Consider the following 26922-nt stretch of genomic DNA (forward strand, 5'->3'; position numbering starts at 1 on the left):
CGCCGGACGCCGGATCACCGGGCAGGGGCCGGGTGTATATGCCTGCTGGGCATGCGCCCCCGCCCCCAGCAGCCATGACGTCCCGCCGCCGGCACAGCCGCGGCGGCGTTGTGCGCCCCCTGTGCCCCGAGCCGTGGGTTAGGTCACGCTTACTCGGCGTTCCGCTCGGGCAATGACGACCGTAGGCTCCTTTTCCGGCGCGCCCTGACCGACCCCCCTGCCGACCCTCCGAGGACGGATTCCGCCATGCCTCGTCCGACCGCCGCACAGCTCGCCTACGGTTCGGCCACCGTCTTCTTCTCCACCCTCGCGATGCTGCTGCTGTCGCAGACGCAGACCGGGATCGGGGTCGCGGTCATCGCCATCGCCGGGCTCGGGCTCGGGCTGCTGGTCGCCATGACGGTGCCGATGCCCGGGGTGTCACGGGTGGTCCGCCGGCATGTCGTACGGAACGGGTCGCCCGCCGCGCCCGCCCCGTTGCAGGCCGTTCCGACGCCGTCCGGGCGCCCTGGGCCCGCGGGCGCGCCGCGGCGCACCGCCTGGGGCGGCGTCACCGCGGGCGCGGGTGAGGCCCGGATCGGCGAACACTCACGCTGAGCCGGCAGGCGGCTCCGTCTCCGTGGACACCACCACGGTCTTCGCCGCCTTGTCGTGCAGACACTGCTGATACGGCTTGTCCCAGGTACACCACAGGACGTTGATCAGCCAGAAGATGAAACCGCAGCACGGGATGATCTCCGGGAGCGAATAGACCGCGGCCCGGACCCAGCCGGGCTGGCCGTGCGGGACCGAACCGTCCGCGAGCATCGCCACCCGGATCTTCATCGCCATCTTGCCGACGGTCTGGCCGCGGCTGCTGAGCATCAGCCCCTCGTAGACCAGGTACACCAGAAGGGTGACGCCCGAGACCGTCGACTGCCGGCCGGCCATCTCGCCGTCGGTGGTGAAGAAGTCCACCCCGCCGACGATCGCGGTCATGATCAGCCAGACCGGCACCCCGATGATCACCGCGTCGATGATGCGCGCCACGAGCCTGCGGCCGCGGTTCGCCAGCGGCGGCATCCCGGCCAGCGGATCGGCCACTCCGTACTGCCCGCCGTAGGGATCGCCGGCATACGGGCCGCCGCCGTAGGGGCCACCGCCGTACGGGCCCCCTGCGGGGGGCGGGGTGCCCCCGGGCGGCGGTCCCCCCGGGGGTGGTGCACCGCCTTCACCGCCACCCGTACCGCTGCCCCCCGTACCGCCACCGTGCGGAGCGTGGTTACGGGGCGAGCCGTTCTCCCGGGGAGAGCTGTTGCGGGGAGCGCCGCCTCCCGGGGGCTCCTGCGGCTTCTTCAGGAACGGGTCGTTCTCCGGCGGCTCACCGGGGCCGGGCCGGGGCTGGTCGGTACTCATGGCCCGAGTCGACCCCTTGTCGCGGCCCGCCGCATCCGGCGAGGTCCGTTCGGGGGAACGGATGCGGCCGCGGCGGCGGCCCGGCGGCGGTCAGCCGGCCGCGACGAAGGTCCGTGCCAGCTTGTCGTGCCAGCACTGGCGCCACGGCCGGTCGAACAGGCACCAGACGACGTTGAGCACACCGACGACGAGGATGCCGAGCACGCTGTAGAGGAACCAGCGCTTGAGCGCGGCGCCGAGGGCCGGGGTGTCGTGGCTCTCGATGTCCAGGACCCGTACGCCGCACAGCTTCTTGCCCAGGGTGCGGCCCCACTTGAGGGTCGGCAGCGCCTCGTAGAGCGCCCCGCCGATCAGCAGGACGGCCAGGATGGTGGCGAAGACCGGGGTGGTCGTGCCGTCGATCAGATAGACCGTCACCTGGCGGCCGGACTGCTTGGCGGCCTCCACCTTGGCGTCGAGGTGGTCGGTGACCGTGCCCCACATGGGGACGGCGACCGCGGCGGTGAGCGCGCCCAGCACCAGGGTGTCGATCAGCCGGGCCGCCAACCTGCGGCCGAGGCCGGCCGGATGGCCCTGCGCGGCCTGCGCCAGCGCCGAGAAGGGGTCGGCGGCGGCCGGCGGCTTCCAGGGGATGACCCCGTCGGCGTCGGCGCCCTGCGGACCGGGCCGGGCCGGTGCGGCACCGCCCTGCGGCGGCAGACCGGCCGCGGGGGCGGACGTCTGCGGGGCGGGCTGCTGCTGCACCGGGGCCTGCGGGGCGGGACGCTGCGGGGCCGGGCTCTGGGGCGCCGGGGTCTGCGGGGCCGCGGTCTGCGGGGCCGGAGCCTGCTGCGGAGCCGGGGCCTGCTGCGGGGCCTGGCTCTGCGGGGCGGGGCGGCTGTGCTGCCGGTCGCCGCCGGCCGGCAGCGACTGCGGGGAGCCGTCCTCGGGCGCCTCGGACGGGGTACGGCCGCCGCCCGCGACGCGGATCGCCATCGTCTCGGGGCCCTTGGCGGGCTTGCCGCCGCCGGGCCGGACCGCGCGGATCGCGGTGGTGCCCTGGTCGCCGGAGTTCCCGCCGCGGCGGGCGGCCGGGTTCACGGCGCGGATGGCGACCGTCCCGTCGGAGGGGACGCCCGGTCCCCGCGAGGCGGACGAGGAGGTGCCGGGCACCTCACCCGCTCCGGCGTCGGCGCCCCGCTCCTCACGCTGCGGCGGCACCGCGCCCCAGGAGGCGGCGCCCGACGGAGTACCGGCGGGGGCCTGGTCCGGCGAACCCCAGGAGATCCGGCGGTCGGGCTCGCCGCCGAATCCGCTCTGCCGGGAGGCATCGGCCTGCCAGGCGGCGGCCGACTCGGGGCTGTTGCCGTGCAGCCGGGCCGGGTCGTCCCAGCTCACGGGCCGGTCGGCGACCTCACCGCTCTGGCGTACGGCGGGCACCGCGGAGCCGCCGGCCGCCTCCTCCTCGTCGAAGAAGACCGGGCCGGTCTCCTCGACGGCGGGGGCGGGCGACGGGGCCGCACCGGGCGGTGGGGCGGGCATCGCCTCGCCCTCGGCGGGGGCCGGCCGGCTGGTGCCCGGCACCCACGCGGCACCGTTCCAGTACCGGATGTAGCCGGGGATGGACGGGTCCGGGTAGAAGCCTGGCGTGGGGCTGCCGCCGGCGGATCCTGAGGTGGGAGCGCTCATATCCGTAGTCCCGTATCTGTACTCGGCCTGGTGGGTGTGGGGTGCAGTCTGCCGCAACGCGGCGTCCACATCTATCAGACCCCGGGTTCCCGCGGTGGCCGTGCCCGCCGACGACCACCTGGAAGAGGCGCGGGAAAAAAGTTGTACGAAGTCGTGTAAGGGTTCGGCGGTTGGCCGCTCTCTCTCCGTGCGGGCCCGGTATCGGGGGCCCGCAGGAAGCGAAGAGAGGCGGACGCCATGCACACCGTGGTGGAACGAGAGCTGGAGCTGGGCCTGGTCCTGTCGCCGGAGCGCAGCATTCCGGTGCCGGCCCGGCTGAGGTACCGGACGGATGACCCGTACGCCGTCCATGTCACCTTTCACATCGGTTCGGACTCCCCCGTCAGCTGGACGTTCGCCCGCGAACTGCTCGTCGAGGGCGTGTTCCGGCCGTGCGGCGACGGCGATGTGCGGGTGTGGCCGACGAAGCTGGACGGCCGCAGCCTGGTCTGCATAGCGCTGGACTCGCCGGACGGGCGGGCCCTGTTGGAGGCGCCGGCCGCGGCGGTCTCGGGGTGGCTGGAGCGCACCCTGCGGGTGGTCCCGCCGGGGTCGGAGCAGAGGCATCTGGGCCTCGACAAAGGGCTGAGCGACCTGTTCGCGATGGCGTCCGGGGACGAGCTGCGGCCGGGCGGCCCCTGGCCCGCGGACGAGTCCCCGGAGCCAGGGGCGTAAGGGTGACGGGCCGGGCCTCCGGGGGACGGGGCGTGACGAGGCGGCCGGTGCCCGACGCCGTACGGCACGGCGCCGCCTCAGCCCCGGTACGCCTCCAGCAGCCGCAGCCACACCTCGCTGATCGTGGGGTAGGAGGGCACCGCGTGCCACAGCCGCTCGATGGGGACCTCACCGGCCACCGCGACCGTCGCGGAGTGCAGCAGCTCGCCGACGCCGGCACCGACGAAGGTGGCGCCGAGCAGCACCTCACGGTCCAGGTCGACGACCATCCGGGCCCGGCCGCGGTAGCCGTCCGCGTACAGGGACGCCCCGGCCACGGACGCCAGGTCCTGGTCGACCACCCGGGTGCGGTATCCGGCCTTCTCGGCCGCGGCGGCGGTCAGGCCCACCGAGGCGGCTTCCGGGTCGCTGAAGACGACCTGCGGGACGGCGAGGGTGTCCGCGGTGGCGGCGTGCGCGCCCCAGCGGTCGGACTCCAGGATCGGGACGCCCCGGGCGCGTGCGGCGATGGCGGCACCGGCGATCCTGGCCTGGTACTTGCCCTGGTGGGTGAGGAGCGCGCGGTGGTTGACGTCGCCGACGCCGTAGAGCCAGCCGCCGGTCACCCCCGTCACCCGGCAGCTGTCGTCGACGTCCAGCCAGGAGCCGGGCGCCAGGCCGACCGTGTCCAGGCCGATGTCCTCGGTGCGTGGGGCCCGGCCGGTGGCGATCAGGAGCTCATCGGCGACGATCTCGTCGCCGGAGTCCAGCAGGACGGTGACCGGGCCGCCGGGGGCCTCCCGGCGTACCTCACGCACCTCGACGCCGGTCCGCAGGAAGACGCCCGCCTCGGCGAGCGACTCCGCGACGAGGTGGCCGGCGAACGGCTCCATCCGGGGCAGCAGCCCGTCGCCGCGGACCAGCAGCGTCACGGACGCGCCCAGGGCCCGCCAGGCGGTGGCCATCTCGACGCCGACCACACCGCCGCCGACCACCACCAGCCGGCCCGGCACGCTCTTGGCGCTGGTCGCGTCACGGCTGGTCCAGGGCCTGGCCTCGGCGAGCCCGGGGACGCCGGGCAGCACCGCGCGGCTGCCGGTGCAGACCGCGACCGCATGCCGTGCGGTGAGCACCCGGCCGCCGTCGACGACCACTCTGCGGGGCCCGGCGAGGCGCCCCTGGCCGCGCACCAGGTCGATGCCGAGCGAGTCCAGCCAGCGGACCTGCCCGTCGTCCTTCCAGTAGGAGGTGAAGGCGTCCCGATGGGCGAGTACGGCGGGCGCATCCAGAGCCACGTCCGCGGCGTCCTTGAGGCCGGGCACCCGGCGGGCCTCGGAGCGGGCGGTGACCGGGCGAAGCAGGGCCTTGCTGGGCATGCACGCCCAGTAGGAGCATTCGCCGCCGACCAGTTCGCTCTCCACGACCACGGCGCTCAGCCCGGCGGCATGCGCCCGGTCGGCGAGGTTCTCACCGGTCGGCCCCGCTCCCAGCACAATGACGTCATACGCCTCATCAGCGGCTTTGGTGGCTTCGGTCGCTGCCATCGGCTCTCGCTTCCTGCGTGGGCATGAGGTGGCCCGCGGGGCGGGTCCTTCTGGCCATCCTCGGCCCAACGCGCGGTCAGCGCATCCGGCGTTCGACCGCTTCCTTGGCCTCGGCGAGTCCGGAGCCCGTCGCCTCGCGGTGCACCTTGATCGCCTGGATCTTCTTGCCCTGCGTCAGCAGCTGGTCGATCTCGGCCATTCGGGCGTCCTGCGGCTCTTGGATGCCGGCGTGCGCCAGCAGCAGGTCCACCTTGCCCTCCAGCTGCCGGAGCCGGCGCTCCAGCGACCTGGAGCGGCGGTCGGTGGCCGAGACCAGCATGATGGCGGCCAGCACGAGAAGAGCGATGACGACGGGCAGTACGGAGTCCATGGCGATCACCCTATGAGGCGGCCGCGCGTGCCATGAACACGGCAGTCGCGGCCGGGCCGTGCACGGTGCCGCGGACGGCCGGCGCTCCGTCCGTCAGGATCTCGCACTCGGCGTAGGCGTCCGGCCCGTCGAGGGTGAGGGTGAGCATCGGCATGGCGCCCACCCCGCGCGCGTCGGTCACCACGAACCACGGCAACTCCGGCCGGGTCACCTGCTCTTCACTGCCGGAGTCCCCCAGCGCCTGGACGGCGTAGGTGATGTCGTCGACGCCCTGGCCGGTCACCCGGAAGGTGACCATTCCCTCGCCGGGTCTGTGCGGATCGTGGATCGTCATGGGGGCAGTCAACCGTCCTTCCCCTGCCGTGTACATCCGGGTCACGGGCCGGGAGGGGCGTTTGGTCAGGGCAGATGCCAGATCTGGGTGGTGACGAGGAAGAAGACCACCGCCCAGAACACCATCACCGCGGTGACGAGGCCGAGTCCGACGAGGTTCGTCCGTGCCGGCGGTGCCTCCGGGCGGGGCCGCAGCCACCGCCTGAGCAGTGGGTTCACGTAGAAGGGCATGGTCAGGAAGCTCATGATGAAGCTCGACAGCAGGTTGCCGATGAGCAGTCCGAGCCAGAGCGGCAGGTGCAGCGGTGACAGGGCGAGCGTCAGCAGCACCACGGTCGGGTAGAGGCCGACCCAGACCGCGACGGAGGTCTTGGTCTCCGAGGGCGGCGGCGCTTCCTTGCCGTTCTCCTCGAAGGCGAACCAGCTGCCGAACGAGTTGTCGATGGTGCGCATGCGGAAGTCGTGGAACTTCTCGCCCTCGGCGAGGACTTCCTTCCGTTCGGCCGAGGTCAGCCAGGCGTCGAGGTGCTCGGCGCTGTCGAACCGGTACAGCGTGGTCCATTCGTCCTGGAGTCCTTCGACGGGGCGGAAGAGCTCCGTTCCGCGAAATCCTTCGAAGGTGCTCTCCTGCTCGGTCATATGGCGCTGCCAGGCGAGAAAGGCGTCGACGTGGTCCGGGTGGACGCGGTGGGTGACCACCACGGTCACCAGCGGGTCCGGTTGCTGGGTGCCGCCGCTGACCACCTGCTGGGTCGCGGGGCCGTCCAGATATTTGCTGCCGCTGTCGAGAAAGCGCTGCCGGGTGGCGCTGTTGATCCACGCCTGCAGGTGGGCTATCGAGTCGAACCGGTAGACGACCACCCAGTCGGGCTGGAGGGGTGTCGGCGGGGAGATCTCGGCGCCGAGGAATCCGGCGTAGCCGGCGGCCGCGGCATTGAGCTCCTCCTGCCATGCGTGGAATTCCGGCTCCAGTCCGTGCCGGATCTTCTGGCCGATGATGACGGTCGCCTCGGTGCCCTGGGGCTTTTCGGTGGTCATGTGCTCAGCCCCGTCGTCACTGCCGCGCTTTCGCTCAGTTGTCGGTAAATGCGTTCCGGGGTCAGGGGCAGTGCCCGGTAGCGGACGCCCGTGGCGTCGTGGAGCGCGTTCGCCAACGCGGGGGCCACCGGGTTGATACAGCATTCCGCTATCCCCTTCGACCGCAGGGGCCCGACGGAATCCGCCGAGTCCACCAGGAGCACCTCGGTGCGGGGGATGTCGGCGTAGGCGGGGATGCGGTAATTGCGGAAATTCGGGTTGACCATGACACCGTCCGCGTCGACCTGGTGATTCTCGGTCAGGGCGAAGCCGATTCCCTGGGCGACACCGCCTTCCACCTGTCCGCGGACCTGCGCGGGGTTGATGATGACGGCCGCGTCGGTCGCCTGGACGCTGTAAAGGATGCGGATCTCCCCCGTCACCCGGTGAACGGCGATACGGAAGCCCTGCGCATTGGAGGTGACGCTGCGGGGCGAGCCATAGGCCTTGCGGGCGGCGGTGAAGCGGATTCCGCGCGCGCGGGCCGCCGCGACGAGTTCGGCCAGCGAGACCCGCCGGTCACCGCAGAGGACCCCGTCGTCGTCCATCGAGCACATCACGACATGGGTCCCTGTGTACGCGGCGGCACTTTCCAGAATGCGGTCGCGCACGGCGTTGGCCGCCCGCAGGACGGCGTTGCCCGCCACGAAGAGCCCCGCACTGGCAAATGCTCCGGTGTCGAATCCCGTGCGGTCGGTGTCGGACTGCACCAGGCGAATCCGCGTCGGCGTCGTGCCCAGCTGGTTGGCGGCGATCTGGACATGCGCGGTCGACGTGCCCTCGCCGAATTCGACGGTGCCGACGGCCAGTTCGTACATGAGGTCGTCGCCCAGCGTGACCCAGGCCTCGGAGAGGTGCTCGGTCGGCGGCGCGGTCTCGTGCAGGGAACTCGCGACACCGGACCCGACCAGCCACCCGGGGCCGGGGGACGGCTCCCCGGCGGTACGGGCCATGGCCTCGCCCACCAGGTCGAGGCATTTCCCGAGTCCGTCCTCGGTGAACACCACGTCGTCGGGGCCCTCGTGCAGGGCGAGAAGCGGATCGCCGGGCCGCACGATATTGCGCCGTCGCAGTGCGAGCGGATCCATGTGCAGCGCGCGGGCGAGTTCGTCCATCGCCGATTCCACGGCGAACGCCGGCTGCGTCATTCCGTAACCGCGCAGTGCCCCGCTCGGCACGGTGTTGGTGTAGACGGAGAACGCGTCGTACTTCTTGTGGGGGCAGCGGTAGATCATGACGGCGGCGCCGCCCGCGTACAGCGTTTCGCCGGCGTGATTGCCGTAGGCGCCGGTGTTCGACACATTGCGGACCTGGAACGCCGTGAGCGTGCCGTCCGCCTTCGCGCCGAGCTTGACCGTCAAGGTCATCGGATGCCGTGGCGAGGCGGTGGTGAACTCCTCCTCCCGGGTGTATTCGAAGGAGACCGGGCGCCCGGTGTCCAGGGTGGCGAGCGCGGCCAGATCCTCCGAGATCACTTCCTGTTTGCCGCCGAATCCGCCGCCCACGCGTGCGCAGAACACCCGGAGCCGGTCCGGGCGCAGCGCGAACAGATGGGCCAGTTTGACCTTCGCGATCGACGGCGACTGTGAACTGGTGCGGACGTTCAGCCGGCCGTTCTCCATCCAGGCGATCGAGCCATGGGTCTCCAGATGCGCGTGCTGCACGCGCGGGGAGAAGTACGTGCCCTCATGAATCACGTCCGCCTCGGCGAATCCCGCGTCGATATCGCCGATCTGTGAATGGATCTCGACCAGGGTGTTGTGGACGGGGTCCAGGACGAACGGATCGACCGCCTCGTGCAGTTGTGGCGCCCCGTCGGCCATGGCCTCTTCGGGGTCGAATACCGCCGGCAGCACCTCGTATTCCACGGCGACCCGCCGGCAGCCCTCTTCCGCCGCCCGGACCGAGTCGGCCAGGACCGCGACCACGCGCTGCCCGGCGAAGCGGACCGTGCGGTCGAGGATGTGGGTGTCGTCCGGATCCACCAGATGGTCGGTGTGGATCGCGGTGGTGAAGCGCCGGCGCGGCACGTCTTCCCAGGTGTAGACCCGGTGTACGCCGGGGACCGCGAGTGCGTCGGTCTTGTCGATCGAGACGATCCGGGCGTGTGCGTGGGGTGAGTGCAGCACCTTCAGGTGCAGCATGCCGTCGATATGGGTGTCCATCGTGAATTCCGCGCGCCCGGTGACGACATCCTCGGCGGCCGGCGCATTGACGCTCGTCCCGACGGCCTTTCCCGGCGCGGCCTCCGCCACGCCGGCGACGCCTTTCACGGCATCCTCGATTCCTCGATAGCCGGTGCAGCGGCAGAGGTTGCCCTTCAACGCCCGTGGCAGGTCCGCTTTCTGGGCCTCGGTGAAGGTCGCCGACGTCATGATCATCCCTGCGGTGCAGAAACCGCACTGGAATCCCGGGGCGTCGCGGAACTGCCGCTGCACCGGATGCAGATGGCCGGGTGATCCGATTCCTTCGATCGTCGTCACCTCACGGCCGTCCGCGCGGAAGGCGGGGGTGATGCAGCTGTGGACGGGCTCGCCGTCCAGCCACACCGTGCAGGCGCCGCAATCGCCCGCGTCACAGCCCTTTTTGACGCCGTAATGGCCGAGTGCCCTGAGGAAGGTGCGCAGACACTGGCCGGGCTCCGGTTCTTCGTCGAAGCTCCTGCCGTTCACGAGGTAGGTCATACCGGTCCCCCAGCCATGAGTTCATGACGTATCTCTTCGGCGAAATGCCGTGTGAGGTGGCGGCGGTGGTCGGGGGTCCCATTGGGATCGTCGAACCAGACATCGGAGGGAATGACGTCGATGCTCTGCTGCAGGGTCCGGGCGTCGGGCATGGAGTCGAAGGCGATGCGCACCGGCCGTGTGGTGCCGGCGGTGAGGGTGAGCAGCAGGTCGTTCGTGCCCGGCGTTTGCGTACCGATGAGGAATACCGTCGAACGGCCGAGGTGGGTCAGGGAGAAGCGGCGGTGCGCGGTGCGTTTCTTCAGGGCGTGCGCCGGAATGTCGATGCGCCGCAGGATTTCCCCGGGGGCGAGCACATTCTCATTGTTGCCGGTGACGAAGGCGAGGGCATCGACGGTGCGCGCGGACCCGTCGGGAGCCCACAGCTCGTACTGTGCCTCCAGCGCGACCGTCAGCGTGATCATGGGGCCGGCCGGCAAGGACATACAGATATTGCCGCCGACGGTCGCCGAGTTCCAGACCTTGAACGAGGACAGGAAGGCCTCGCAGCTCGTCGCGACGATGCCGCCCGCGCTCCACTCGTCCGGCAGCGCACAGGCGTACAGGTCGCGGATGGTGCAGGTCGCGCCGATGCCGAGGCCCGCGTCGCCCGGGACGAGGGACTCCCACCCCAACGCCGTCAGGTCGACCAGGCGGCGCAGGTCCGGCTGTTCCACGGAGAACAGCCAGGTGCCGCCGGCGAGCCAGGCATCCCCCGCGCGCCAGTCCGCGCCTGGCCGGTCGGACGGCCGCCGGACGACTTCGGTGACGGTGTTGAGGTCCATGGGAACGGGTCTCCCTCACGACGAACATCGTGTGCGCGGGGAACGACGCGGCCTCAAGCGGCGGAATCCTTGTGTGGCCGCTGCGGTCGAATTGCTCAGGGAAGGACCGGCGGGCGCAGATATTCTTGTTCAGGATAGGCAGAAGGGGCCGGGCTCGCCACGCCAGGGATGCGGCGGGAATGCGCGCTCTCTGCGGGTGCGCGCGGCCAGCAGTAAAATGCGCCGCCGCACGGCCAGGGTATTTCCAGGGCCCGTGGCTCAGAAAAGCTTTCCGGGGTTGAGGATGCCCAGCGGGTCGAAGACCTCCTTGATACCGCGCTGCAATTCCACACCCACCGGCCCCAGTTCGCGTGCCAGCCACTCCTTCTTCAGGACCCCGACGCCGTGCTCACCGGTGATGGTGCCGCCCAGCTGCAGGCCGAGCGCCATGATGTCGTCGAAGGACTCCCGGGCCCGGCGGGACTCGTCCGGGTCGGCGGCGTCGAAGCAGACCGTGGGGTGGGTGTTGCCGTCCCCGGCGTGGGCGCAGACGCCGATGGTGAGGTCGTACTTCTCGGCGATGGCGGCCGTGCCGTCGAGCATCTCGGCGAGGCGGGAGCGCGGTACGCACACATCGTCGATCATCGTGGCGGATTTGACCCGTTCCAGCGCGGTCAGGGTCAGCCGGCGGGCCTGCAGCAGCAGATCGGACTCGGCGGCGGTCTCGGCGGGCACGACCTCGGTGGCGCCCGCCGCGGTGCACAGCGCGCCGACGGCGGCGAGGTCGGCGGCCGGCTCGGGGGTGTCGAAGGCGGCCAGCAGCAGCGCCTCGGTGCTGTCCGGGAGGCCCATCTGGGCCATGTCGTTGACCGCGCGGATGCTCGTACGGTCCATCAGCTCCAGCAGCGAGGGGGCGTGGCCGCGGGCCATGATCTCGCAGACCGCCTCGCAGGCGGCGGCGGTGGAGGGGAACTCCGCTGCCAGCGCGAGCTGCCCGGGCGGCTCCGGCTTCAGCGCGAGCACCGCGCGGACGACGATGCCCAGGCTTCCCTCGGAGCCGACGAACAGCCGGGTGAGGTCATAGCCCGCGACGCCCTTGGCGGTGCGCCGGCCGCAGGTCAGCAGCCGCCCGTCGGCGAGAACGACGTCCAGGCCGAGGACGTACTCGGCGGTGACGCCGTATTTGACGCAGCACAGGCCGCCGGAGGCGGTGCCGATGTTCCCGCCGATGGAGCACTCCTCCCAACTGGAGGGGTCCGGCGGGTAGTAGAGCCCGTGCTCGTTCACCGCGCGGGACAGCACGGCGTTGATGACACCGGGTTCGACCACCGCGATCCGGTCGACGGGGTTGATCTCGATGATCCGGTCCATCTTGACCAGCGAGAGCACGATGCAGCCGTCGGAGGCGTTGGCGGCGCCCGACAGCCCCGTACGCGCCCCCTGCGGGACGACCGGGACCCGCAGCTCGGTGGCCGTCCGCATGATGTGCTGGACCTGCTCGACGGTGCGCGGCAGCACGACCACGGCGGGCGTCCCGGCCTCGCAGAAGCTCGCCATGTCATTGGCGTAGGAGCCGGTGACGTCGGGGTCGGTGAGGATCGCTTCCCCCGGGAGTCCGGCGCGCAGCCGTGCGATGAGGTCCATACCCTCAGCCTCGCATCCGTGGGCCGTACACGGAAGATCGTGTACGGCCCGTGGCGGCCCCTGAGGCTCAGAGATTGCCGCGGCGCTCCTGCTCCCGCTCGATGGCCTCGAAGAGGGCCTTGAAGTTGCCCTTGCCGAAGCCCATGGAGCCGTGCCGCTCGATCATCTCGAAGAACACGGTCGGCCGGTCCTGGACCGGCTTGGTGAAGATCTGCAGCAGATAGCCGTCCTCGTCGCGGTCGACCAGGATCTTCAGCTCGCGGAGCGTCTCCACGGGCACCCGGGTCTCGCCGGCCCACTCGCCGAGGGTGTCGTAGTAGGAGTCGGGGGTGTCCAGGAACTCCACACCGGAGGCGCGCATCGCCCGGACGCTGGCGACGATGTCATTGGTGGCCAGCGCGATGTGCTGGACGCCGGGGCCGCCGAAGAACTCCAGGTACTCGTCGATCTGCGACTTCTTCTTCGCGATCGCGGGCTCGTTGATCGGGAACTTGACCTTGAGGGTGCCGTCGGCGACGACCTTCGACATCAGCGCGCTGTATTCGGTGGCGATGTCGTCGCCCACGAACTCCTTCATGTTGGTGAAGCCCATGACCTTGTTGTAGAAGGCCACCCACTCGTTCATCTTGCCGAGTTCGACGTTGCCGACGCAGTGGTCGATGGCCTGGAAACGCCGCGGTCCGGTCTCCACCAGCGGCTCGACGGCGGTGAAGCCGGGCAGGTAGGGGCCGTCGTAGCCGGAGCGCTCGACGAGGGTGTGCCGGGTCTTGCCGTAGGTGGCGATGGCCGCGAGGACGACGGTGCCGTGCTCGTCCTTGAGGTCGTGGGGCTCGACGAGGCCGGTGGCGCCCTGGGCGACGGCGTGCTCGTAGGCGGCGCGGGCGTCCGGGACCTCGATGGCGAGGTCGATGACGCCGTCGCCGTGTGCGGCGACATGCTCGGCGAGGAAGTGGCCCCAGTCGGTGGTGGGCTTGATGACGGAGGTGAACACGAACCGGGCGCCGCCGGATTCGAGCACATAACTCGCGGTCTCACGGCTGCCGTTCTCCGGACCGGAGTAGGCGACGCGCTTCATGCCGAAGGCGGTCGAGTAGTAGTGCGCGGCCTGCTTGGCGTTCCCGACGGCGAAGACGACCGCGTCCATCCCCTTGACCGGGAAGGGGTCCGCCTGCCGGGCCGAGCTGGGGGTGGTGGGCTGAGTGTGCATCGTGGTGTCTGCCATGGCCGCAGAGTCTCTCCGATCCACAAGGTGCGCAATAGTTCGCGAATCCTCTGGGCATTATGACTAGCAAAAGGGCGGCATCGCCGGGCTATCTGTACATGATGACCATCGAAAAGGAAGGGGCGACCGATGGCGATCGATCATTTGGACGGGGCGCTGCTGGAGCTGCTCGCCGAGGAGCCGCGGATCGGCGTCCTGGAGGCGTCCCGGCGGCTGGGGGTGGCGCGCGGCACGGTCCAGGCCCGGCTCGACCGGCTTCAGTCGAATGGAGTGATCCGGGGCTTCGGGCCGGACGTGGACCCCGCGGCGCTCGGCTACCCCGTGACCGCATTCGCGACGCTTGAGATCAAACAAGGCCAAGGGAATGACGTACGTGCTCACTTGACGACCGTTCCCGAGGTGTTGGAGCTGCATACAACGACGGGACATGGGGACATGCTCTGCAGGCTTGTCGCCCGTTCCAACGCCGATCTGCAGCGGGTGATCGACCGGGTTGTGGGCTTTGATGGGATTGTGCGGGCCTCAACGGCAATCGTGATGGAAAATCCGGTTCCGTTGCGGATCATCCCGCTGGTGAAACAGGCATCGGGAGACTGAACCGAGGAGACCGAGTGAGCTTCTGGGAGTACGTCGGCACCCGGCACGCCCAGCTGCTGACGGATACGTATCAGCACGCCAGCGCGGTCTTCCAGTGCATGGTGCTCGCCACCTTGCTGGGGGTCCTCATCGCCGTGGTGACCTATCGCAGCGTGTGGGCGGGCAATCTCGCCACCACCTCCACCGCCACCATCCTGACCATCCCCTCCCTGGCCCTGATCGGTCTGCTGATCCCGATCGTCGGCCTCGGCGTCCCCCCGACGGTGATCGCCCTGACCCTGTACGGGCTGCTGCCGGTGGTCCGCAACGCCATCGTCGGGCTGCGCGGGGTGGACCCGGATCTGATCGACGCGGCCCGGGGCATCGGGATGTCGCGCACCGCCCAGCTCGTCCGCGTCGAACTGCCGCTGGCCTGGCCGCCCATCCTCACCGGCATCCGGGTCGCCACCCAGATGCTGATGGGCATCGCCGCCATCGCCGCCTTCGCCTCCGGACCCGGCCTGGGCAACGAGATCTTCCGCGGGATCGCCTCGCTGGGCAGCGCCAACTCCCTCAACCAGGTGCTCTCCGGCACCCTCGGGATCGCCATCCTCGCTCTTCTCTTCGACGCCGCATACGTCCTGATCGGACGGCTGACCATCTCCAGGGGGATCCGTGCCTGAGACGACAGAGACCGAACCGGCCTCCGGGGCCAGGATCCATCTGGAGAACCTGACGAAGATCTATCCGGGGAACCCCAGCCCCGCGGTGGACAACGTCAACCTGGAGGTCAAGGCCGGCGAGATCGTGATCTTCGTGGGCCCCTCGGGCTGCGGCAAGTCCACCTGTCTGAAGATGATCAACCGGCTGATCGAGCCGACCCACGGGCGGATCCGGATCGGCGACGAGGACGTCACCGACATGGATCCCGTCAAGCTGCGCCGCAAGGTGGGCTACGCCATCCAGGCGTCCGGCCTCTTCCCGCACATGACGGTCGCCCAGAACATCGCCCTGGTCCCGAAGATGATCGGCTGGTCCAAGAGCAAGGTGACGGGCCGGGTCGAGGAGATGCTCGACCTGGTCGGACTGGACCCGCGCGAATTCCACGGCCGCTATCCGCGCCAGCTCTCCGGCGGCCAGCAGCAGCGCGTCGGGGTGGCCCGCGCCCTCGCCGCCGACCCGCCCGTCCTGCTGATGGACGAGCCGTTCGGCGCCGTCGACCCGATCACCCGCGACCACCTCCAGGACGAGCTGATCCGGCTCCAGCACGAGCTCCACAAGACCATCTGCTTCGTCACCCACGACTTCGACGAGGCCATCAAGCTCGGCGACCGCATCGCGGTGCTCCGCGAGCACTCGCACATCGCCCAGTTCGACACCCCCGAAGCCATCCTCACCAACCCGACGGACGATTTCGTCTCCGGTTTCGTGGGCGCCGGGGCGGCACTCAAGCGGCTGAATCTGACCCGCGTACGGGACGTGGGCGTGGTCGACTTCCCCACCGCCGGCCTCGACGACCCCCTGGAGTCCATCTTCGACCGGCTGCGCTCCGGCTCCCACAACGAACTGCTGCTGCTGGACCGCAACCGCCGCCCGTACAAATGGCTGCGCCGCGGCGATCTGGCCCTGGCCAGGGAATCACTGGCACGGGCCGGGACCCTGGTGCAGCACACCGTGTCCCGGGACGCGACGCTGCGCGACGCGCTGGAGGCGGTGCTCACCGACAGCGCGGGCCGGGTCGCGGTCACCGGCCGGCGCGGCGAGTACATCGGCGTGGTCGACATGGAGACGCTGATGAACAACGTCCATGAGCTGCTGGAGGCGGACCGCCTCGAAGCGATCGAGCATCAGCACCAGCTCCAGGAGCGGCGCGCCCGCCAGACCCAGATGGAGCAGGAGGGCCTGGCCGGCGCGGGCGGCACCGAGGGCGGTCCGGGAGGGGCGGTATGAGCCCCCGCGACGGCAACGGCAGCCCGCGCCGGGACGGGCGGCACCCGAGCGATCACGAGGCGCTGGCCTTCAAGGACGAGGTCGAGATGGCGCAGCGCGAACAGGCGGCCGGTGAGGCGCCCGTCGCGCCCGCGCCGTCCGCCGCGCGCCGGATCAGCTGGCAGAAGTGGACCTTCATGCCGGTCTTCCTGGTGGCCGCGCTGCTCGCCACCTGGCTGTGGTTCCGCGGCGCCCGGCTGGACTCCATCGCCCACCAGGCGGTGGACAACGGCAAGGTGTGGATCGCGCTGCGGCAGCACATCCAGCTCACCGCGATCTCCACCTTCTTCGTACTGATCATCGCGATCCCGCTGGGCATCGCACTGACCCGGTCCAAGCTGCGCCGGGCCACCCCGCTCGCGATGGCCTTCGCCAACCTCGGGCAGGCGGTGCCGGCCCTGGGTCTGCTGATCCTGCTGGTGATCTGGCTGGGCATCGGCGCCCGGTCGGCGATCGTCGGCATGGTCATCTACGCCGTGCTGCCGGTGCTCGCCAACACCATCGCCGGACTGCGCGGTATCGATCCGACGCTGACCGAGGCGGCCCGTGGCATCGGCATGTCCCCGATGGGCGTGCTGACCAAGGTCGAGCTGCCGCTGGCCGTACCGCTGATCCTGGCCGGTGTCCGTACCGCGCTGGTGCTGAACGTCGGCACCGCGACGCTGGCGACCTTCGGCGGTGGCGGCGGTCTCGGCGACCTGATCTCGGCGGGGATCGTCACCCAGCGGATGCCCGTACTGATCCTCGGTTCCGTGCTGACCGTGGCGCTCGCCCTGCTGGTGGAGTGGCTGGCCTCGCTGGCCGAACTACTGCTCCGCCCGCGCGGCCTGGAGGCGACGGCATGAGCGGGCACCAGCACCCGACCGGGCACCACCGCTTCGGACGCGCCCGGGCCGCCCACCTCGCCGTCGCCCTGCTCGCCGCCCTCACCCTCGGCGGGTGTGGCCTGGTCAGCGGCAGTGCGATGACCGACAACGTGCGGCCGGGCCCGAAGGCGGGCTATCCGGGCCGCCCGCTCTCCGGGGCGCAGCTCACCGTGACCTCGAAGGAGTTCACCGAGCAGATCGTCCTCGGCCAGATGATGGGCATCGTCTTCGAGGCGGCCGGCGCCAAGGTCATCGACAAGACCAGCATCCAGGGGTCGATCGGCGCGCGGGAGGCCGTCAAGTCCGGCACGGCGGACGCCGCGTACGAGTACACCGGCACCGGCTGGATCACCTACCTCGGCCACACCAAGCCGATCGTCGACCCCCACGAGCAGTGGAAGGCGGTCCGCGACGAGGACGCGAAGAACGGCATCGTCTGGCTGCCGGCCTCGACGCTGAACAACACCTACGCGCTGGCGCTGAACTCCGCGAACTTCAAGAAGCTGGCGGTGCGCGACCTCTCGGACGTCGCGGCGCTGTCCCGCAGGAAGCCGGGCGCCGTGACGATGTGCGTGGAGAACGAGTTCGCCACCCGCAACGACGGTCTGCCGGGCATGGCGCGGGCGTACGGCATGAAGGTGCCGTCCGCCAATGTCCGCAAGATGACCGGCGGCGTCGTCTACACCGAGACGGAGAAGGGCACCTGTGCGTTCGGCGAGGTCTTCACCACCGACGGCCGGATCAAGGCGATGCATCTGCACGTCCTGGCCGATGACAAGCACTTCTTCCCCAACTACAACGTCGCTCCCGAGATCAACGCCAAGGCCCTGAAGAAGTACCCGACGATCGCCGAGGTGCTGGCCCCGGTCACCAAGGCCCTCAACAACACCGTTGCCCAGGAGCTGAACCGCAAGGTCGACGTGGACGGCGAGGACCCGCACGAGGTCGCCAAGAACTGGCTGATCCAGGAGGGATTCATCAAGGAGGCGTGAGGGGCCGGGGCCGCCACCGGGCGCCGGGCCGGGCTCCGCCTGGCCAGGGTGCACCGGGCCGGGATCCGCTCGGGCCGGGGCTCGCTGGTCCGGGGGCCCGCCGCCTCAGCAGCTGGGGACCTTGTCCCCGGTCCGCAACGCCTTCAGGGCGTCCACCGCGCCGTCGAGCGTGCTGACCGGGATCAGCCGCATCCCCTTCGGCAGCTCCGCCCGCGCGTCCGCGCACTCCTTGCGCGGGACCAGGAAGACCGTGGCCCCGTCCCGCCGCGCGGCCTGCGTCTTCAGCGGGACGCCGCCCACCGCGCCGACCTTGCCGCCGGCCGTGATGGTCCCGGTGCCGGCGATGGTGCGCCCGCCGGTCAGATCATGGCCCGCGCCGTCGCCGTCCAGCTTGTCGACGATGCCCAGGGCGAACATCAGCCCGGCGCTCGGCCCGCCGACGTCCGCGAGGCTCAGCTTGACCTCGATGTCCTTGGTGGACCTGCCGAGCTGCCCGAGCGCGGCGCTGGTGGCCGTGTCCTGGGACTTCCGCATCTGCTGCGCATTGTGCTCGGCGATCTCCTCGGTGTTCTCGCCCACCGGGTAGACCGCCTCCCGCGGCATCACGGCCTCGTCCGTACGGAACCAGCCCTTGACGAGGTCCGGCAGATGGACGTCGGCCTCCGGGCCGGTGGCCACGATCGACGTCATGCGCAGCTGCCCGCTCGTCTTCCGGGTCTCGGCGCCGGTGATGGTGATCACCGGCTTGCCCTTGTCGTCACCGAGGACATTCGCCGTCATGCCCGGATAGGCGAGCGAATACGGCAGCGGGGCGAAGACCGCGATGACGAGAAGGGCGAGAACGAGGGCGGTGCAGACCGCCAGGGCGCGGGTGCGTGCAGACACCCCGCCACCCTAATTGACCCCCGCCTCACCAGGGCCTCAAGGCGCCGCCGCCTCACGACACGGCCACCGCCCCTTCACACCCCACGGCCTCGGCAGCCTCCAGGGCCTCAGCGCAGCGCCTCGGACACCTCCCGGGCCGCGTCGACCACCCGCGGTCCGACCCGCTCGGAGACGGTGTCGGTGAGCATCACCACGCCCACGCTCCCCTCGATGCCGCTCACCCCGAGCAGCGGGGCCGCCGCACCACTCGCACCGGCCTCCAACTCCCCGTGCGTCAGGGCGAGTCCGGCGTCCTGGGTCCGGCCCTGCCGGGCCTTGAGGATCGCCCGCCCGGCGGCTCCCCGGTCCAGCGGATGACGGAAACCGGCCCGGTAGGCCACGTGGTAGTCGGTCCAGGTCGGCTCCACCACGGCGACCGCCAGCGCCTCCGTGCCGTCGACGAGGGTGAGATGCGCGGTGGCCCCCACGTCCTCGGCGAGCGACCGCAGCGCGGGCAGGGCGGCCTCCCTGACCAGCGGATGCACCTGACGGCCCAGGCGCAGGACGCCCAGGCCGACCCGGGCCCGGCCGCCGATGTCGCGGCGCACCAGGGCGTGCTGCTCCAGCGTGGCCAGGAGGCGGTAGACGACCGTGCGGTTGACGCCGAGCTTGTTGGACAGCTCGGTGACGGTCAGCCCGTGATCGGTGTCGGCGAGAAGTTTGAGGACGCGCAGCCCTCGGTCGAGTGTCTGGGAGGTCTCTGCGGTCACGACGCCCCTCCTGGGTGAGTGGCGGCATCGGGCGCGACGCGCTGCGGGTCCCGGAGCAGCGCGCGCTAGAGGCCGCCGGCCGCATGGCACCGGCTGCGCTCCGCGGCGGCGCTGCCACGGGGCGTGTGCGTGACCGGGACAGTAGCGAGCCGGTTCGGTCAGCGGAAGAGTCCGTCCAGAATCCGGTCTCCCGTGCCCGAAATATCCCAGTAGGTCCACCCAGAGCGGCCTGTTGTGCTCCGTGTGGTGTTTCAAGGAGGGCTACGGCGTTATCCGGGTGTTACGGGACGGACGGATCACGGGCGAGGCGGAGGGTCTCCCGGACGAGGCGGAGGGTCCCGGCCGGGGCGGGTAAGAACGAGGGCGGCGCACCGTCCCACGGCACACCGCCCCACAGGCCCCGGACGGGCTCACCGCATCCGCGTCGCCCACTCCCGTACCTTCTTGATCCGCTCACCCAGCTGCCCGGCGGTGGCCTCCGCGCTCGGCGGCCCGCCGCACACCCGCCGCAGCTCGGTGTGGATCACACCGTGCGGCTTCCCGCTCTGATGGACATACGCCCCCACCAGCGTGTTCAGCTGCTTCCTGAGCTCCAGCAGCTCCTTGTGCGTGACCACGGGACGCCGCTCGGCCGGCAGCTCCAGCAGATCCGCCTCCGCGTCCGGCCGCTTCTTGCTGTGCGCGATCTGCCGGGCCTGCCGCTTCTGCAGCAGCATCTGCACCTGGTCGGGCTCCAGCAGCCCGGGGATGCCGAGGTAGTCCTGCTCCTCCTCGCTGCCCGCGTGCGCCTGCATACCGAACTCGGCACCGTCGTAGAGCACCCGGTCGAAGACCGCCTCCGACTCCAGCGCCTCGAACGAGAACTGCTCCTGCTCGCCGGTGTCCTCGTCCTGCTCCTTGTTCGCCTCCTCCATCTCCTTCTCGGATTCGGCGTACGGGTCCTCCTCCCCGTCCTTCTTCGGCTTGTCGAGGACGTGGTCGCGCTCGACCTCCATCTCGTTGGCGAAGCCGAGCAGCATCGGGACGGTGGGCAGGAAGACGGAGGCGGTCTCGCCGCGCTTACGGGAACGCACGAAGCGCCCCACGGCCTGGGCGAAGAACAGCGGCGTCGAGATCGTGGTGGCGTACACCCCGACCGCCAGCCGCGGCACGTCCACCCCCTCGGACACCATCCGGACCGCGACCATCCAGCGGTCCTGGGAGTACGAGAAGTCATCGATCCGCTGGGAGGCCCCGGAGTCGTCGGACAGCACGAGGGTGGCGCCCTCCCCGGTGATCTCCCGGATCAGCTTGGCGTACGCCCGCGCCTGCTCCTGGTCGGAAGCGATCACCAGCGCGCCGGCGTCCGGGATCGACTTACGGACCTCGCTCAGCCGCTGGTCGGCGGCGCGCAGCACATTCGGCATCCACTCGCCGCGCGGATCCAGCGCGGTACGCCAGGCCTGCGAGACCGCGTCCTTGGTCATCGGCTCGCCGAGCCGGGCCGCGATCTCGTCGCCCGCCTTCGTCCGCCAGCGCATATTGCCGCTGTAGGAGAGGAAGATGACCGGCCGGACGACGCCGTCGCCCAGCGCGTTCCCGTAGCCGTAGGTGTAGTCGGCGGAGGAACGCCGGATGCCGTCGTTCCCCTCCTCGTACGTCACGAACGGAATCGGGTTGGTGTCGGACCGGAAGGGCGTACCCGTCAGCGCCAGCCGCCGGGTGGCGGGCTCGAACGCCTCCAGACACGCCTCGCCCCACGACTTCGAGTCACCGGCGTGGTGGATCTCGTCGAGGATCACCAGCGTCTTGCGCTGCTCGATCCGGTTGCGGTGCAGCATCGGCCGGACGCCCACACCGGCATAGGTGATCGCCACACCGTGGTACTCGCGGCCCAGCGGCCCCGCGCTGTACTCCGGGTCGAGCTTGATACCTATCCGGGCCGCCGCCTCCGCCCACTGCTTCTTCAGATGCTCGGTCGGTGCGACGACCGTCACCTGCTGCACGACATGGTGGTGCAGCAGCCACGACGCGAGCGTGAGCGCGAAGGTCGTCTTGCCGGCGCCCGGCGTCGCGACGGCGAGGAAGTCTCTCGGCTGGGTCTGGATGTAGCGGTCCATGGCCGCCTGCTGCCAGGCACGCAGCTTGTTCGCGGTACCCCAAGGGGCCCGTCCCGGGAAGGCCGGGGACAGGTGATGGTTATTGGTGGCGCTGGTGGTGGTAGTCACGGTCTCCGTCGGCTGGACTCGGGGATCGGCAACCGCGCCACCCTACCGCTGCGTTCCGCTGCGCTTTGCCTTCGGCCCACGTTGTCGGCCGTCCCGCCGTGGGGGTTGCTCGCCGTTGCGGGTCCGCTGCGCGGGGCGTGGGCTCGGGTGATGCTTTCGGGTTCCCCGCCGTTGCGCCTGGCGGCGGGCCGGTCCGCTGCGCGGGGCTGTCGGGGTGCGGTGACGGACCTCCGCGGGTGGGTGTCCGGACTGCTTCGCTTTACGTCCGGACACCCACCCGCTCCGGCCCGTCCCCTCCCGTTGGGGGGAGGGAAGAAACCTTGGTGGGGGTGGTTGCCGGTGGTCCGGTGCGCCTTGTCCGACACACGTAGCCCGCCCGCGAACGGAACCCGGACCATCTCCGCACCCGAACGCCCGCCCCCACTCACCTGTACTCACTCCTCCCCCGGGAGGGGACGGGCCGGAGGGGCCGGTGTGTGGGACGTAAAGCGAAGCAGTCCCACACACCGGCCCCGGAGGCCCGGCACCGCACCCACAGCCCCGCGCAGCGGACCCCGCCCGCCGCAGGCGCAACGGCGAGGCACCCGCAAGAATCACCCGCACCCAAGCCCCGCGCAGCGGACCCGCAACGGCGAGCAACACCCACGGCGGGACAGCCGAAAACGCGGGGAGCTAACTGAGACGCCTCGCCACGGCCCCGCCCAGCAGCGCGACGAGCGCCATCGTCGCGAACACGGCCACGAACGCCGCCGGATGACTCGCCGCGCCGGTCGCGGCGGCCGCGGGGCCGTGGGACGCGATCGAAGCGCCGCCGAAGGCGACGAAGAGCACACCGCCGACCCCGACGAACGTCACATTGCCCAGCGCGTCCGACATCTGCAGGGACGCGGAGTTGCTGCCGGCCTCCTCGGGGCGGGACAGCTTCAGCAGCAGTACGCCACCGCTGGAGATGTTCAGGCCCATGCCGAAGCCGCCGATCGTCCAGGCCACCGCGACGATCGCGGCCGGCACCCCGTCGATCAGGGCCAGCGGCACCATCGCGATGGCCACCGCCAGGAGCACCATGCCCAGGCCCATCAGCCGCTCCCGGTACGGCTCCAGGCGCGGCCGGCTCTGCACATAGGAACCGAGCGCCCAGGTCAGCCCGCCGCCGGTGAGGGAGAGCCCGGCGAGGGTGGCGGACAGTCCGCGCTGGGTGACCAGCATCAGCGGAATGAAGCTCTCGGCGGCGACCATCGCCCCGGCGGCCAGTCCGCGCATCAGCACCACGGACGGCAGGCCGCGCGCCGCCCGGAACGTACCGCGGGGCAGCAGCCGCACAATGCCCGGCACCAGCAGGGCCAGTCCGGCGGCCGCGGGCAGCAGCGCGAGCCAGGACGGATGCTGGCCCGCGTACTGGAGGAGGCAGGCGCCCACGGCGACGGCCAGCGCGAGCAGACAGCGCCGGCTGCCCAGCACCTGCCGCGCACCGCCCCGCGCGCCCGGCCGGGTCCGCGGCAGGGTGCGCAGCGCGGGCAACATCACGACGAGCGGCAGCAGTATCAGGACGGGGATGGCGAGGAAGACCCAGCGCCAGCCGAGGTGTTCGGTGACGGTCCCGGCGACCAGCGGGCCGACGATCACCGGCACCACCCAGGCCGCGGAGAACGACGCCATGATCGACGGGCGCAGCCGCTCGGGATAGGCGCGGCCGACGACCACGTAGAGCGAGACCACCACCAGCCCGCCGCCGATGCCCTGCACCCCGCGGCCCACGATGAACATGCCCATGCTGCGCGCGAGGCCCGCGACCAGCAGCCCCGCCCCGAACGCGGCGATCCCGGTGAACAGCGGCCCGAGCGGGCCGCGCCGGTCGCTCCACTCCCCCGCGAGCGCCATCGCGAACAGACTCGCCGTGAAGAACGCGGAGAAGCCGAAGGCGTACAGCCCGATGCCGTCCAGGGCGCGGGCGGCGACCGGCATCGCGGTGTTCACGGCGCTCGCCTCGAAGGCGACGAGCGAGACGACGGAGATGATGCCGAGGGTGAGCGCGCGATGGGCCCGGCCGAGGATGCCGCCGTCCGGCCCGCCGCCACTGCCGTCCGCGGACCGGGCGGAGTGGCCGTCCGCGGACCGGGCGGGGTGGCCGGGGGTGGCGGCGGTCTCCGCGCCGGGTGCGGTGTCGGCGCCCTCGTCGGTGCCGATGCCGAGGTCGCGGCCGGTGCCGGTGCCGGTGCCGAGGTCGTGGGGGCGGTCAGCGGTCATCGGGCCAGCGTAAGGGCCGTACGGCGGCAGTGCCCCTGGCGGAGGGCGGGGATCGGGTCGGTCGTCGGTCCTACGCCGCCGGCCCGCCCGGACCGCCTCCGCCCGGCCCTTGCCGCCACATGTCGGGCAAGCTGTCCGTATGCCGCACTTCCGTACGTACGACGATGCCGAGCTCCACTACCGCGTGCTCGGGCCGGACGACTCGGCCCTGCCGCCCCTGGTGTGCCTGGCCGGCGGGCCCGGGCGGGACGCCGCATATCTGGGCGACCTCGGCGGCCTGTCCGCACACCGGCAGCTGATCCTTCCCGACAGCCGCGGCACCGGCGCCTCCCCTGCCGCCGCCGACCCGTCCCGCTATGCCTTCCCGCAGCTCGCGGAGGATCTGGAGGCGCTCCGCGCGCATCTGGGCCTGGAGCGGTTCGCGCTGCTGGCGCACGACGCGGGAGCCGCGGTCGCGCAGGCGTACGCGGTGGGGTATCCGCAGCGGCTGACCCGGCTGGTGCTGGTCTGCCCCGGCTCCCGGCTGCAGGGCGAACTCCCCGACGACGCACAGGAGATCTTCGAGTCGCGCCGCCACGAGGAGTGGTGGCCGCAGGCCTCGGCGGCGCTGCGGCAGCTGGCCGAGGCGGCCGATCTGAGCGAGGTGCGGGAGCTGCTGTTCGCCGCGGCACCGCTCGCCTACGGGCGGTGGGACGAGCCGCAACGGGCCCATGCCGCCACGGAGGGCGCGCAGTTGGGGCCGGTGCCGCGGGCCGGGTTCTGGCAGGGCGTGGACGAGCAGCTGCGCGCGGCCCTGCTCGCCGGGCTGCACGAGGTGACCTGCCCGGTCCTGGTGGTGACCGGGGACCGGGACGCGGTGACCGGAATGCGGGCGGGCGAATGGGTGGCCGCATCATTCCCGGACGCACGGGTGCACCCCCTGCACGGCGTGGGCCACTATCCCTGGGTGGACGAACCGTCGCTGTTCGGACCGGTGGTGGAGGAATTCCTGCACGCGGTGTGAGGACGGCTCGGCGGGGAGCCGGACCATCGACACCCTCCATGACCGGGCCGCGCTTCATGAACCCCGTGTTGCTGCGCGGTTGCTGCGCGGTTTCCCCGCATTACCTTGCATTTCCCCGCGTTGCAGCCTCATGGCGCCCCGCCCCGCACCCTTGCCGGGCGGGGTGCCCCGCGGCCTACAGTCGGGACAACAGCAACAACCCGGCCGTGTGCCCGAGTGGTTCAGGGGCTCGCCTGCAAAGCGAGTTACGCGGGTTCGAATCCCGCCACGGCCTCTCTTTCCGAGGAAACGAAAGGGCGGCATCCCTCCAGGGATGTCGCCCTTTTTCCATGGCGGCCGACAAACGTGGCCGACAAATGTGGCCGGCAAAAGACAAAGGCAAGGAGGTCAACCACTCCTTGCCACTCTCAACTTATAGCGCACCGGGGGGCTTGCGGCAAGGCCCGGGTCGTGCCGCAGAATCCTCGGCCTGACCAAGAATTCTGCGGAAATGGGCGTTGTGATGATCGATGTGATCGTTGTCGGTGGTGGACCGACCGGGTTGATGCTGGCGAGCGAGCTGCGGCTGCAGGGTGTGCAGGCGGTCGTGCTGGAGAAGCTTGCGGAGCCGACCGCGCAGTCCCGTGGGCAGGGCCTGCACGCGCGCAGCGTCGAGATGATGGACCAGCGCGGCCTGCTGGACCGGTTCCTCGCGGTCAGTGAGAAGTTCCAGGTCGGCGGTCTCTTCGGCGGCATCATGAAGCCGTGGCCGGATCAGTTGGACACGGCGCACCCGTTCGGCGTCGCCACCCCGCAGCCGCTCACCGAGCGGCTGCTCAACGAGCGCGCGCTCGAACTCGGTACCGAGATCCGGCGCGGCTGCGAAGTGGTCGGGCTGAGCCAGGACGAGGAGGGGGTGACCGTCGAGCTGGCGGACGGGGCACGGCTGCGCTCGCGCTATCTCGTCGGGTGCGACGGCGGCCGCAGTGCGGTGCGCAAGCTGGTCGGCGTCGGTTTTCCCGGTGAGCCCGCCAAGGTCGAGACGCTGCTGGGTGAAATGGAGGTGACCGAGGATCCGTCGACGATTGCCGCTGTTGTCGAGGAGGTCCGCAAGACGCACCTGCGGTTCGGCGTCGGCCCCGCCGAGGACGGGGTGTGCCGCGTGGTCGTGCCCGCCGACGGGGTGGCCGAGGACCGTGCGACCGCGCCGACCCTCGACGAGTTCAAGCAGCAGCTGCGGGCGTTCGCCGGCACCGACTTCGGCGTGCACTCGCCACGCTGGCTGTCCCGGTTCGGCGACGCCACCCGGCAGGCCGAGCGCTACCGGGTCGGCCGGGTGCTGCTGGCCGGCGACGCGGCGCACATCCACCCGCCGACCGGCGGGCAGGGGCTCAACCTCGGTGTGCAGGACGCGTTCAACCTCGGCTGGAAGCTGGCCGCCGCGGTCAGCGGCTGGGCACCGGAGGGCCTGCTGGACAGCTACCACGCCGAACGGCACCCGGTGGGCGCCGCCGTACTGGACAACACCCGCGCGCAGATCACGCTGCTGGGGGCCGATCCGGGTGCGACCGCGCTGCGGGAGCTGTTCTCGAAGCTGATGGACTTCGAGGAGGTGAACCGGTATGTGACCGGGATGATCACCGCGATCGGGGTCCGCTACGACTTCGGCGAGGGCCACGAACTGCTCGGCCGGCGGATGCGGGACGTGGAGTTGAAGCGGGGCCGCCTCTACGAGCTGATGCACGGCGGCCGCGGACTGCTACTCGACCAGACCGGCCGGCTCTCGGTGGCGGGCTGGGAGGACCGGGTCGACCATGTCGTGGACGTCAGCGAGGAACTGGACGTGCCCGCGGTGCTGCTGCGGCCGGACGGTCACGTGGCGTGGGCCGGTGAAGATCAGCAGGATCTGCTCGGCCGTCTGCCCCAGTGGTTCGGCGCCGCCGCCGGCTGAGCGCGCAGTCGTGGCCCCGGGCCCCCGGGCCCCCTCTCCTGCTTCCAC

General features: G+C 71.1%; 23 protein-coding genes and 1 tRNA gene. 10 read left to right on the forward strand and 14 right to left on the reverse strand.

Annotated elements, in window-relative coordinates:
- Positions 1 to 246: 246 nt before the first annotated feature.
- On the forward strand, positions 247 to 597 hold the full coding sequence (locus tag NUT86_RS15945; protein ID WP_018091292.1) for a hypothetical protein: 351 nt from the start codon (positions 247 to 249) through the stop codon (positions 595 to 597).
- Here the strand turns inward: NUT86_RS15945 and NUT86_RS15950 are convergent.
- Complete coding sequence (locus NUT86_RS15950) at positions 589 to 1395, reverse strand: RDD family protein (protein WP_026169913.1); 807 nt, start codon at positions 1393 to 1395, stop codon at positions 589 to 591. The genes NUT86_RS15945 and NUT86_RS15950 overlap by 9 nt on opposite strands.
- 90 nt (positions 1396 to 1485) lie before the next feature.
- Complete coding sequence (locus NUT86_RS15955; RefSeq protein WP_274735879.1) at positions 1486 to 3063, reverse strand: RDD family protein; 1578 nt, start codon at positions 3061 to 3063, stop codon at positions 1486 to 1488.
- 237 nt (positions 3064 to 3300) lie between these two features.
- Between NUT86_RS15955 and NUT86_RS15960 the strand changes: the two genes are divergently transcribed.
- Positions 3301 to 3777, forward strand: coding sequence for an SsgA family sporulation/cell division regulator (locus tag NUT86_RS15960; protein ID WP_018091289.1), 477 nt, complete (start codon positions 3301 to 3303; stop codon positions 3775 to 3777).
- A gap of 77 nt (positions 3778 to 3854) precedes the next feature.
- On the opposite strand, the gene NUT86_RS15965 is transcribed toward NUT86_RS15960, so the two are convergent.
- The 8 genes from NUT86_RS15965 to hppD form a co-directional block, all read right to left on the reverse strand.
- A complete protein-coding gene (locus NUT86_RS15965; protein WP_018091288.1) occupies positions 3855 to 5300 on the reverse strand; it encodes a dihydrolipoyl dehydrogenase family protein in 1446 nt (481 codons plus the stop codon).
- Between the two features lie 76 nt (positions 5301 to 5376).
- Entirely contained in the window at positions 5377 to 5670 is a 294-nt protein-coding gene (locus NUT86_RS15970) for a ribosomal protein L7/L12 (RefSeq protein WP_018091287.1), read from the reverse strand.
- A gap of 10 nt (positions 5671 to 5680) precedes the next feature.
- A complete protein-coding gene (locus tag NUT86_RS15975) occupies positions 5681 to 6004 on the reverse strand; it encodes a hypothetical protein (RefSeq protein ID WP_093646489.1) in 324 nt (107 codons plus the stop codon).
- Positions 6005 to 6069: 65 nt separating this feature from the next.
- Positions 6070 to 7041 carry an antibiotic biosynthesis monooxygenase gene (locus NUT86_RS15980; protein ID WP_018091285.1) on the reverse strand — a complete coding sequence of 324 codons (972 nt, stop codon included), beginning with the start codon at positions 7039 to 7041 and terminating at the stop codon, positions 6070 to 6072.
- Positions 7038 to 9764: a molybdopterin-dependent oxidoreductase gene (locus tag NUT86_RS15985; RefSeq protein ID WP_274735884.1), complete on the reverse strand. Its 2727-nt coding sequence runs from the start codon at positions 9762 to 9764 to the stop codon at positions 7038 to 7040. Before NUT86_RS15985 ends, NUT86_RS15980 begins: the two co-directional genes overlap by 4 nt.
- Complete coding sequence (locus NUT86_RS15990; protein WP_274735886.1) at positions 9761 to 10588, reverse strand: FAD binding domain-containing protein; 828 nt, start codon at positions 10586 to 10588, stop codon at positions 9761 to 9763. Before NUT86_RS15990 ends, NUT86_RS15985 begins: the two co-directional genes overlap by 4 nt.
- Before the next feature lie 258 nt (positions 10589 to 10846).
- Positions 10847 to 12211, reverse strand: a complete 1365-nt coding sequence (locus NUT86_RS15995) for an FAD-binding oxidoreductase (RefSeq protein WP_018091282.1) — start codon at positions 12209 to 12211, stop codon at positions 10847 to 10849.
- 67 nt (positions 12212 to 12278) lie between these two features.
- Positions 12279 to 13433: a 4-hydroxyphenylpyruvate dioxygenase gene (hppD, locus tag NUT86_RS16000; protein WP_018091281.1), complete on the reverse strand. Its 1155-nt coding sequence runs from the start codon at positions 13431 to 13433 to the stop codon at positions 12279 to 12281.
- A 129-nt stretch (positions 13434 to 13562) separates the two neighbouring features.
- Here hppD and NUT86_RS16005 point away from each other — a divergent pair, with 129 nt between their 5' ends.
- The 5 genes from NUT86_RS16005 to NUT86_RS16025 are packed head-to-tail and all read left to right on the forward strand — an operon-like array spanning position 13563 to position 17856.
- Positions 13563 to 14030, forward strand: coding sequence for an Lrp/AsnC family transcriptional regulator (locus tag NUT86_RS16005; protein ID WP_069567503.1), 468 nt, complete (start codon positions 13563 to 13565; stop codon positions 14028 to 14030).
- A gap of 14 nt (positions 14031 to 14044) precedes the next feature.
- Positions 14045 to 14692, forward strand: a complete 648-nt coding sequence (locus NUT86_RS16010; protein ID WP_159488132.1) for an ABC transporter permease — start codon at positions 14045 to 14047, stop codon at positions 14690 to 14692.
- Entirely contained in the window at positions 14685 to 15959 is a 1275-nt protein-coding gene (locus NUT86_RS16015) for a betaine/proline/choline family ABC transporter ATP-binding protein (protein WP_274735892.1), read from the forward strand. The genes NUT86_RS16010 and NUT86_RS16015 overlap by 8 nt, the downstream gene beginning before the upstream one ends.
- On the forward strand, positions 15956 to 16843 hold the full coding sequence (locus NUT86_RS16020; RefSeq protein ID WP_159488130.1) for an ABC transporter permease: 888 nt from the start codon (positions 15956 to 15958) through the stop codon (positions 16841 to 16843). Before NUT86_RS16015 ends, NUT86_RS16020 begins: the two co-directional genes overlap by 4 nt.
- Positions 16840 to 17856, forward strand: a complete 1017-nt coding sequence (locus NUT86_RS16025; RefSeq protein WP_274735895.1) for a glycine betaine ABC transporter substrate-binding protein — start codon at positions 16840 to 16842, stop codon at positions 17854 to 17856. Before NUT86_RS16020 ends, NUT86_RS16025 begins: the two co-directional genes overlap by 4 nt.
- A gap of 105 nt (positions 17857 to 17961) precedes the next feature.
- On the opposite strand, the gene NUT86_RS16030 is transcribed toward NUT86_RS16025, so the two are convergent.
- From NUT86_RS16030 to NUT86_RS16045, 4 genes are all read right to left on the reverse strand, one after another.
- Positions 17962 to 18741 carry a S16 family serine protease gene (locus NUT86_RS16030; protein WP_159488129.1) on the reverse strand — a complete coding sequence of 260 codons (780 nt, stop codon included), beginning with the start codon at positions 18739 to 18741 and terminating at the stop codon, positions 17962 to 17964.
- 107 nt (positions 18742 to 18848) lie between these two features.
- Positions 18849 to 19490, reverse strand: coding sequence for an IclR family transcriptional regulator (locus NUT86_RS16035; RefSeq protein ID WP_018091274.1), 642 nt, complete (start codon positions 19488 to 19490; stop codon positions 18849 to 18851).
- A gap of 410 nt (positions 19491 to 19900) precedes the next feature.
- The gene (locus tag NUT86_RS16040) at positions 19901 to 21697 is read right to left on the reverse strand and encodes a DEAD/DEAH box helicase (RefSeq protein ID WP_018091273.1); all 1797 of its coding nucleotides are present in this window, start codon (positions 21695 to 21697) and stop codon (positions 19901 to 19903) included.
- 672 nt (positions 21698 to 22369) lie between these two features.
- A complete protein-coding gene (locus NUT86_RS16045; RefSeq protein WP_274735899.1) occupies positions 22370 to 23941 on the reverse strand; it encodes an MFS transporter in 1572 nt (523 codons plus the stop codon).
- A gap of 139 nt (positions 23942 to 24080) precedes the next feature.
- Here NUT86_RS16045 and NUT86_RS16050 point away from each other — a divergent pair, with 139 nt between their 5' ends.
- The 3 genes from NUT86_RS16050 to rox all read left to right on the forward strand — a co-directional run bounded on the left by NUT86_RS16050 (position 24081) and on the right by rox (position 26874).
- Positions 24081 to 24944, forward strand: a complete 864-nt coding sequence (locus tag NUT86_RS16050; RefSeq protein ID WP_274735901.1) for an alpha/beta fold hydrolase — start codon at positions 24081 to 24083, stop codon at positions 24942 to 24944.
- Positions 24945 to 25146: 202 nt separating this feature from the next.
- Positions 25147 to 25218: transfer RNA gene (locus tag NUT86_RS16055), tRNA-Cys, on the forward strand.
- A gap of 228 nt (positions 25219 to 25446) precedes the next feature.
- Complete coding sequence (gene rox, locus NUT86_RS16060; RefSeq protein WP_274740500.1) at positions 25447 to 26874, forward strand: rifampin monooxygenase; 1428 nt, start codon at positions 25447 to 25449, stop codon at positions 26872 to 26874.
- Positions 26875 to 26922 lie beyond the last annotated feature (48 nt).

It is taken from the genome of Streptomyces sp. G7(2002) (assembly GCF_028870195.1).
In the GTDB taxonomy this organism is placed as follows: Bacteria; Actinomycetota; Actinomycetes; order Streptomycetales; family Streptomycetaceae; genus Streptomyces; species Streptomyces nigrescens.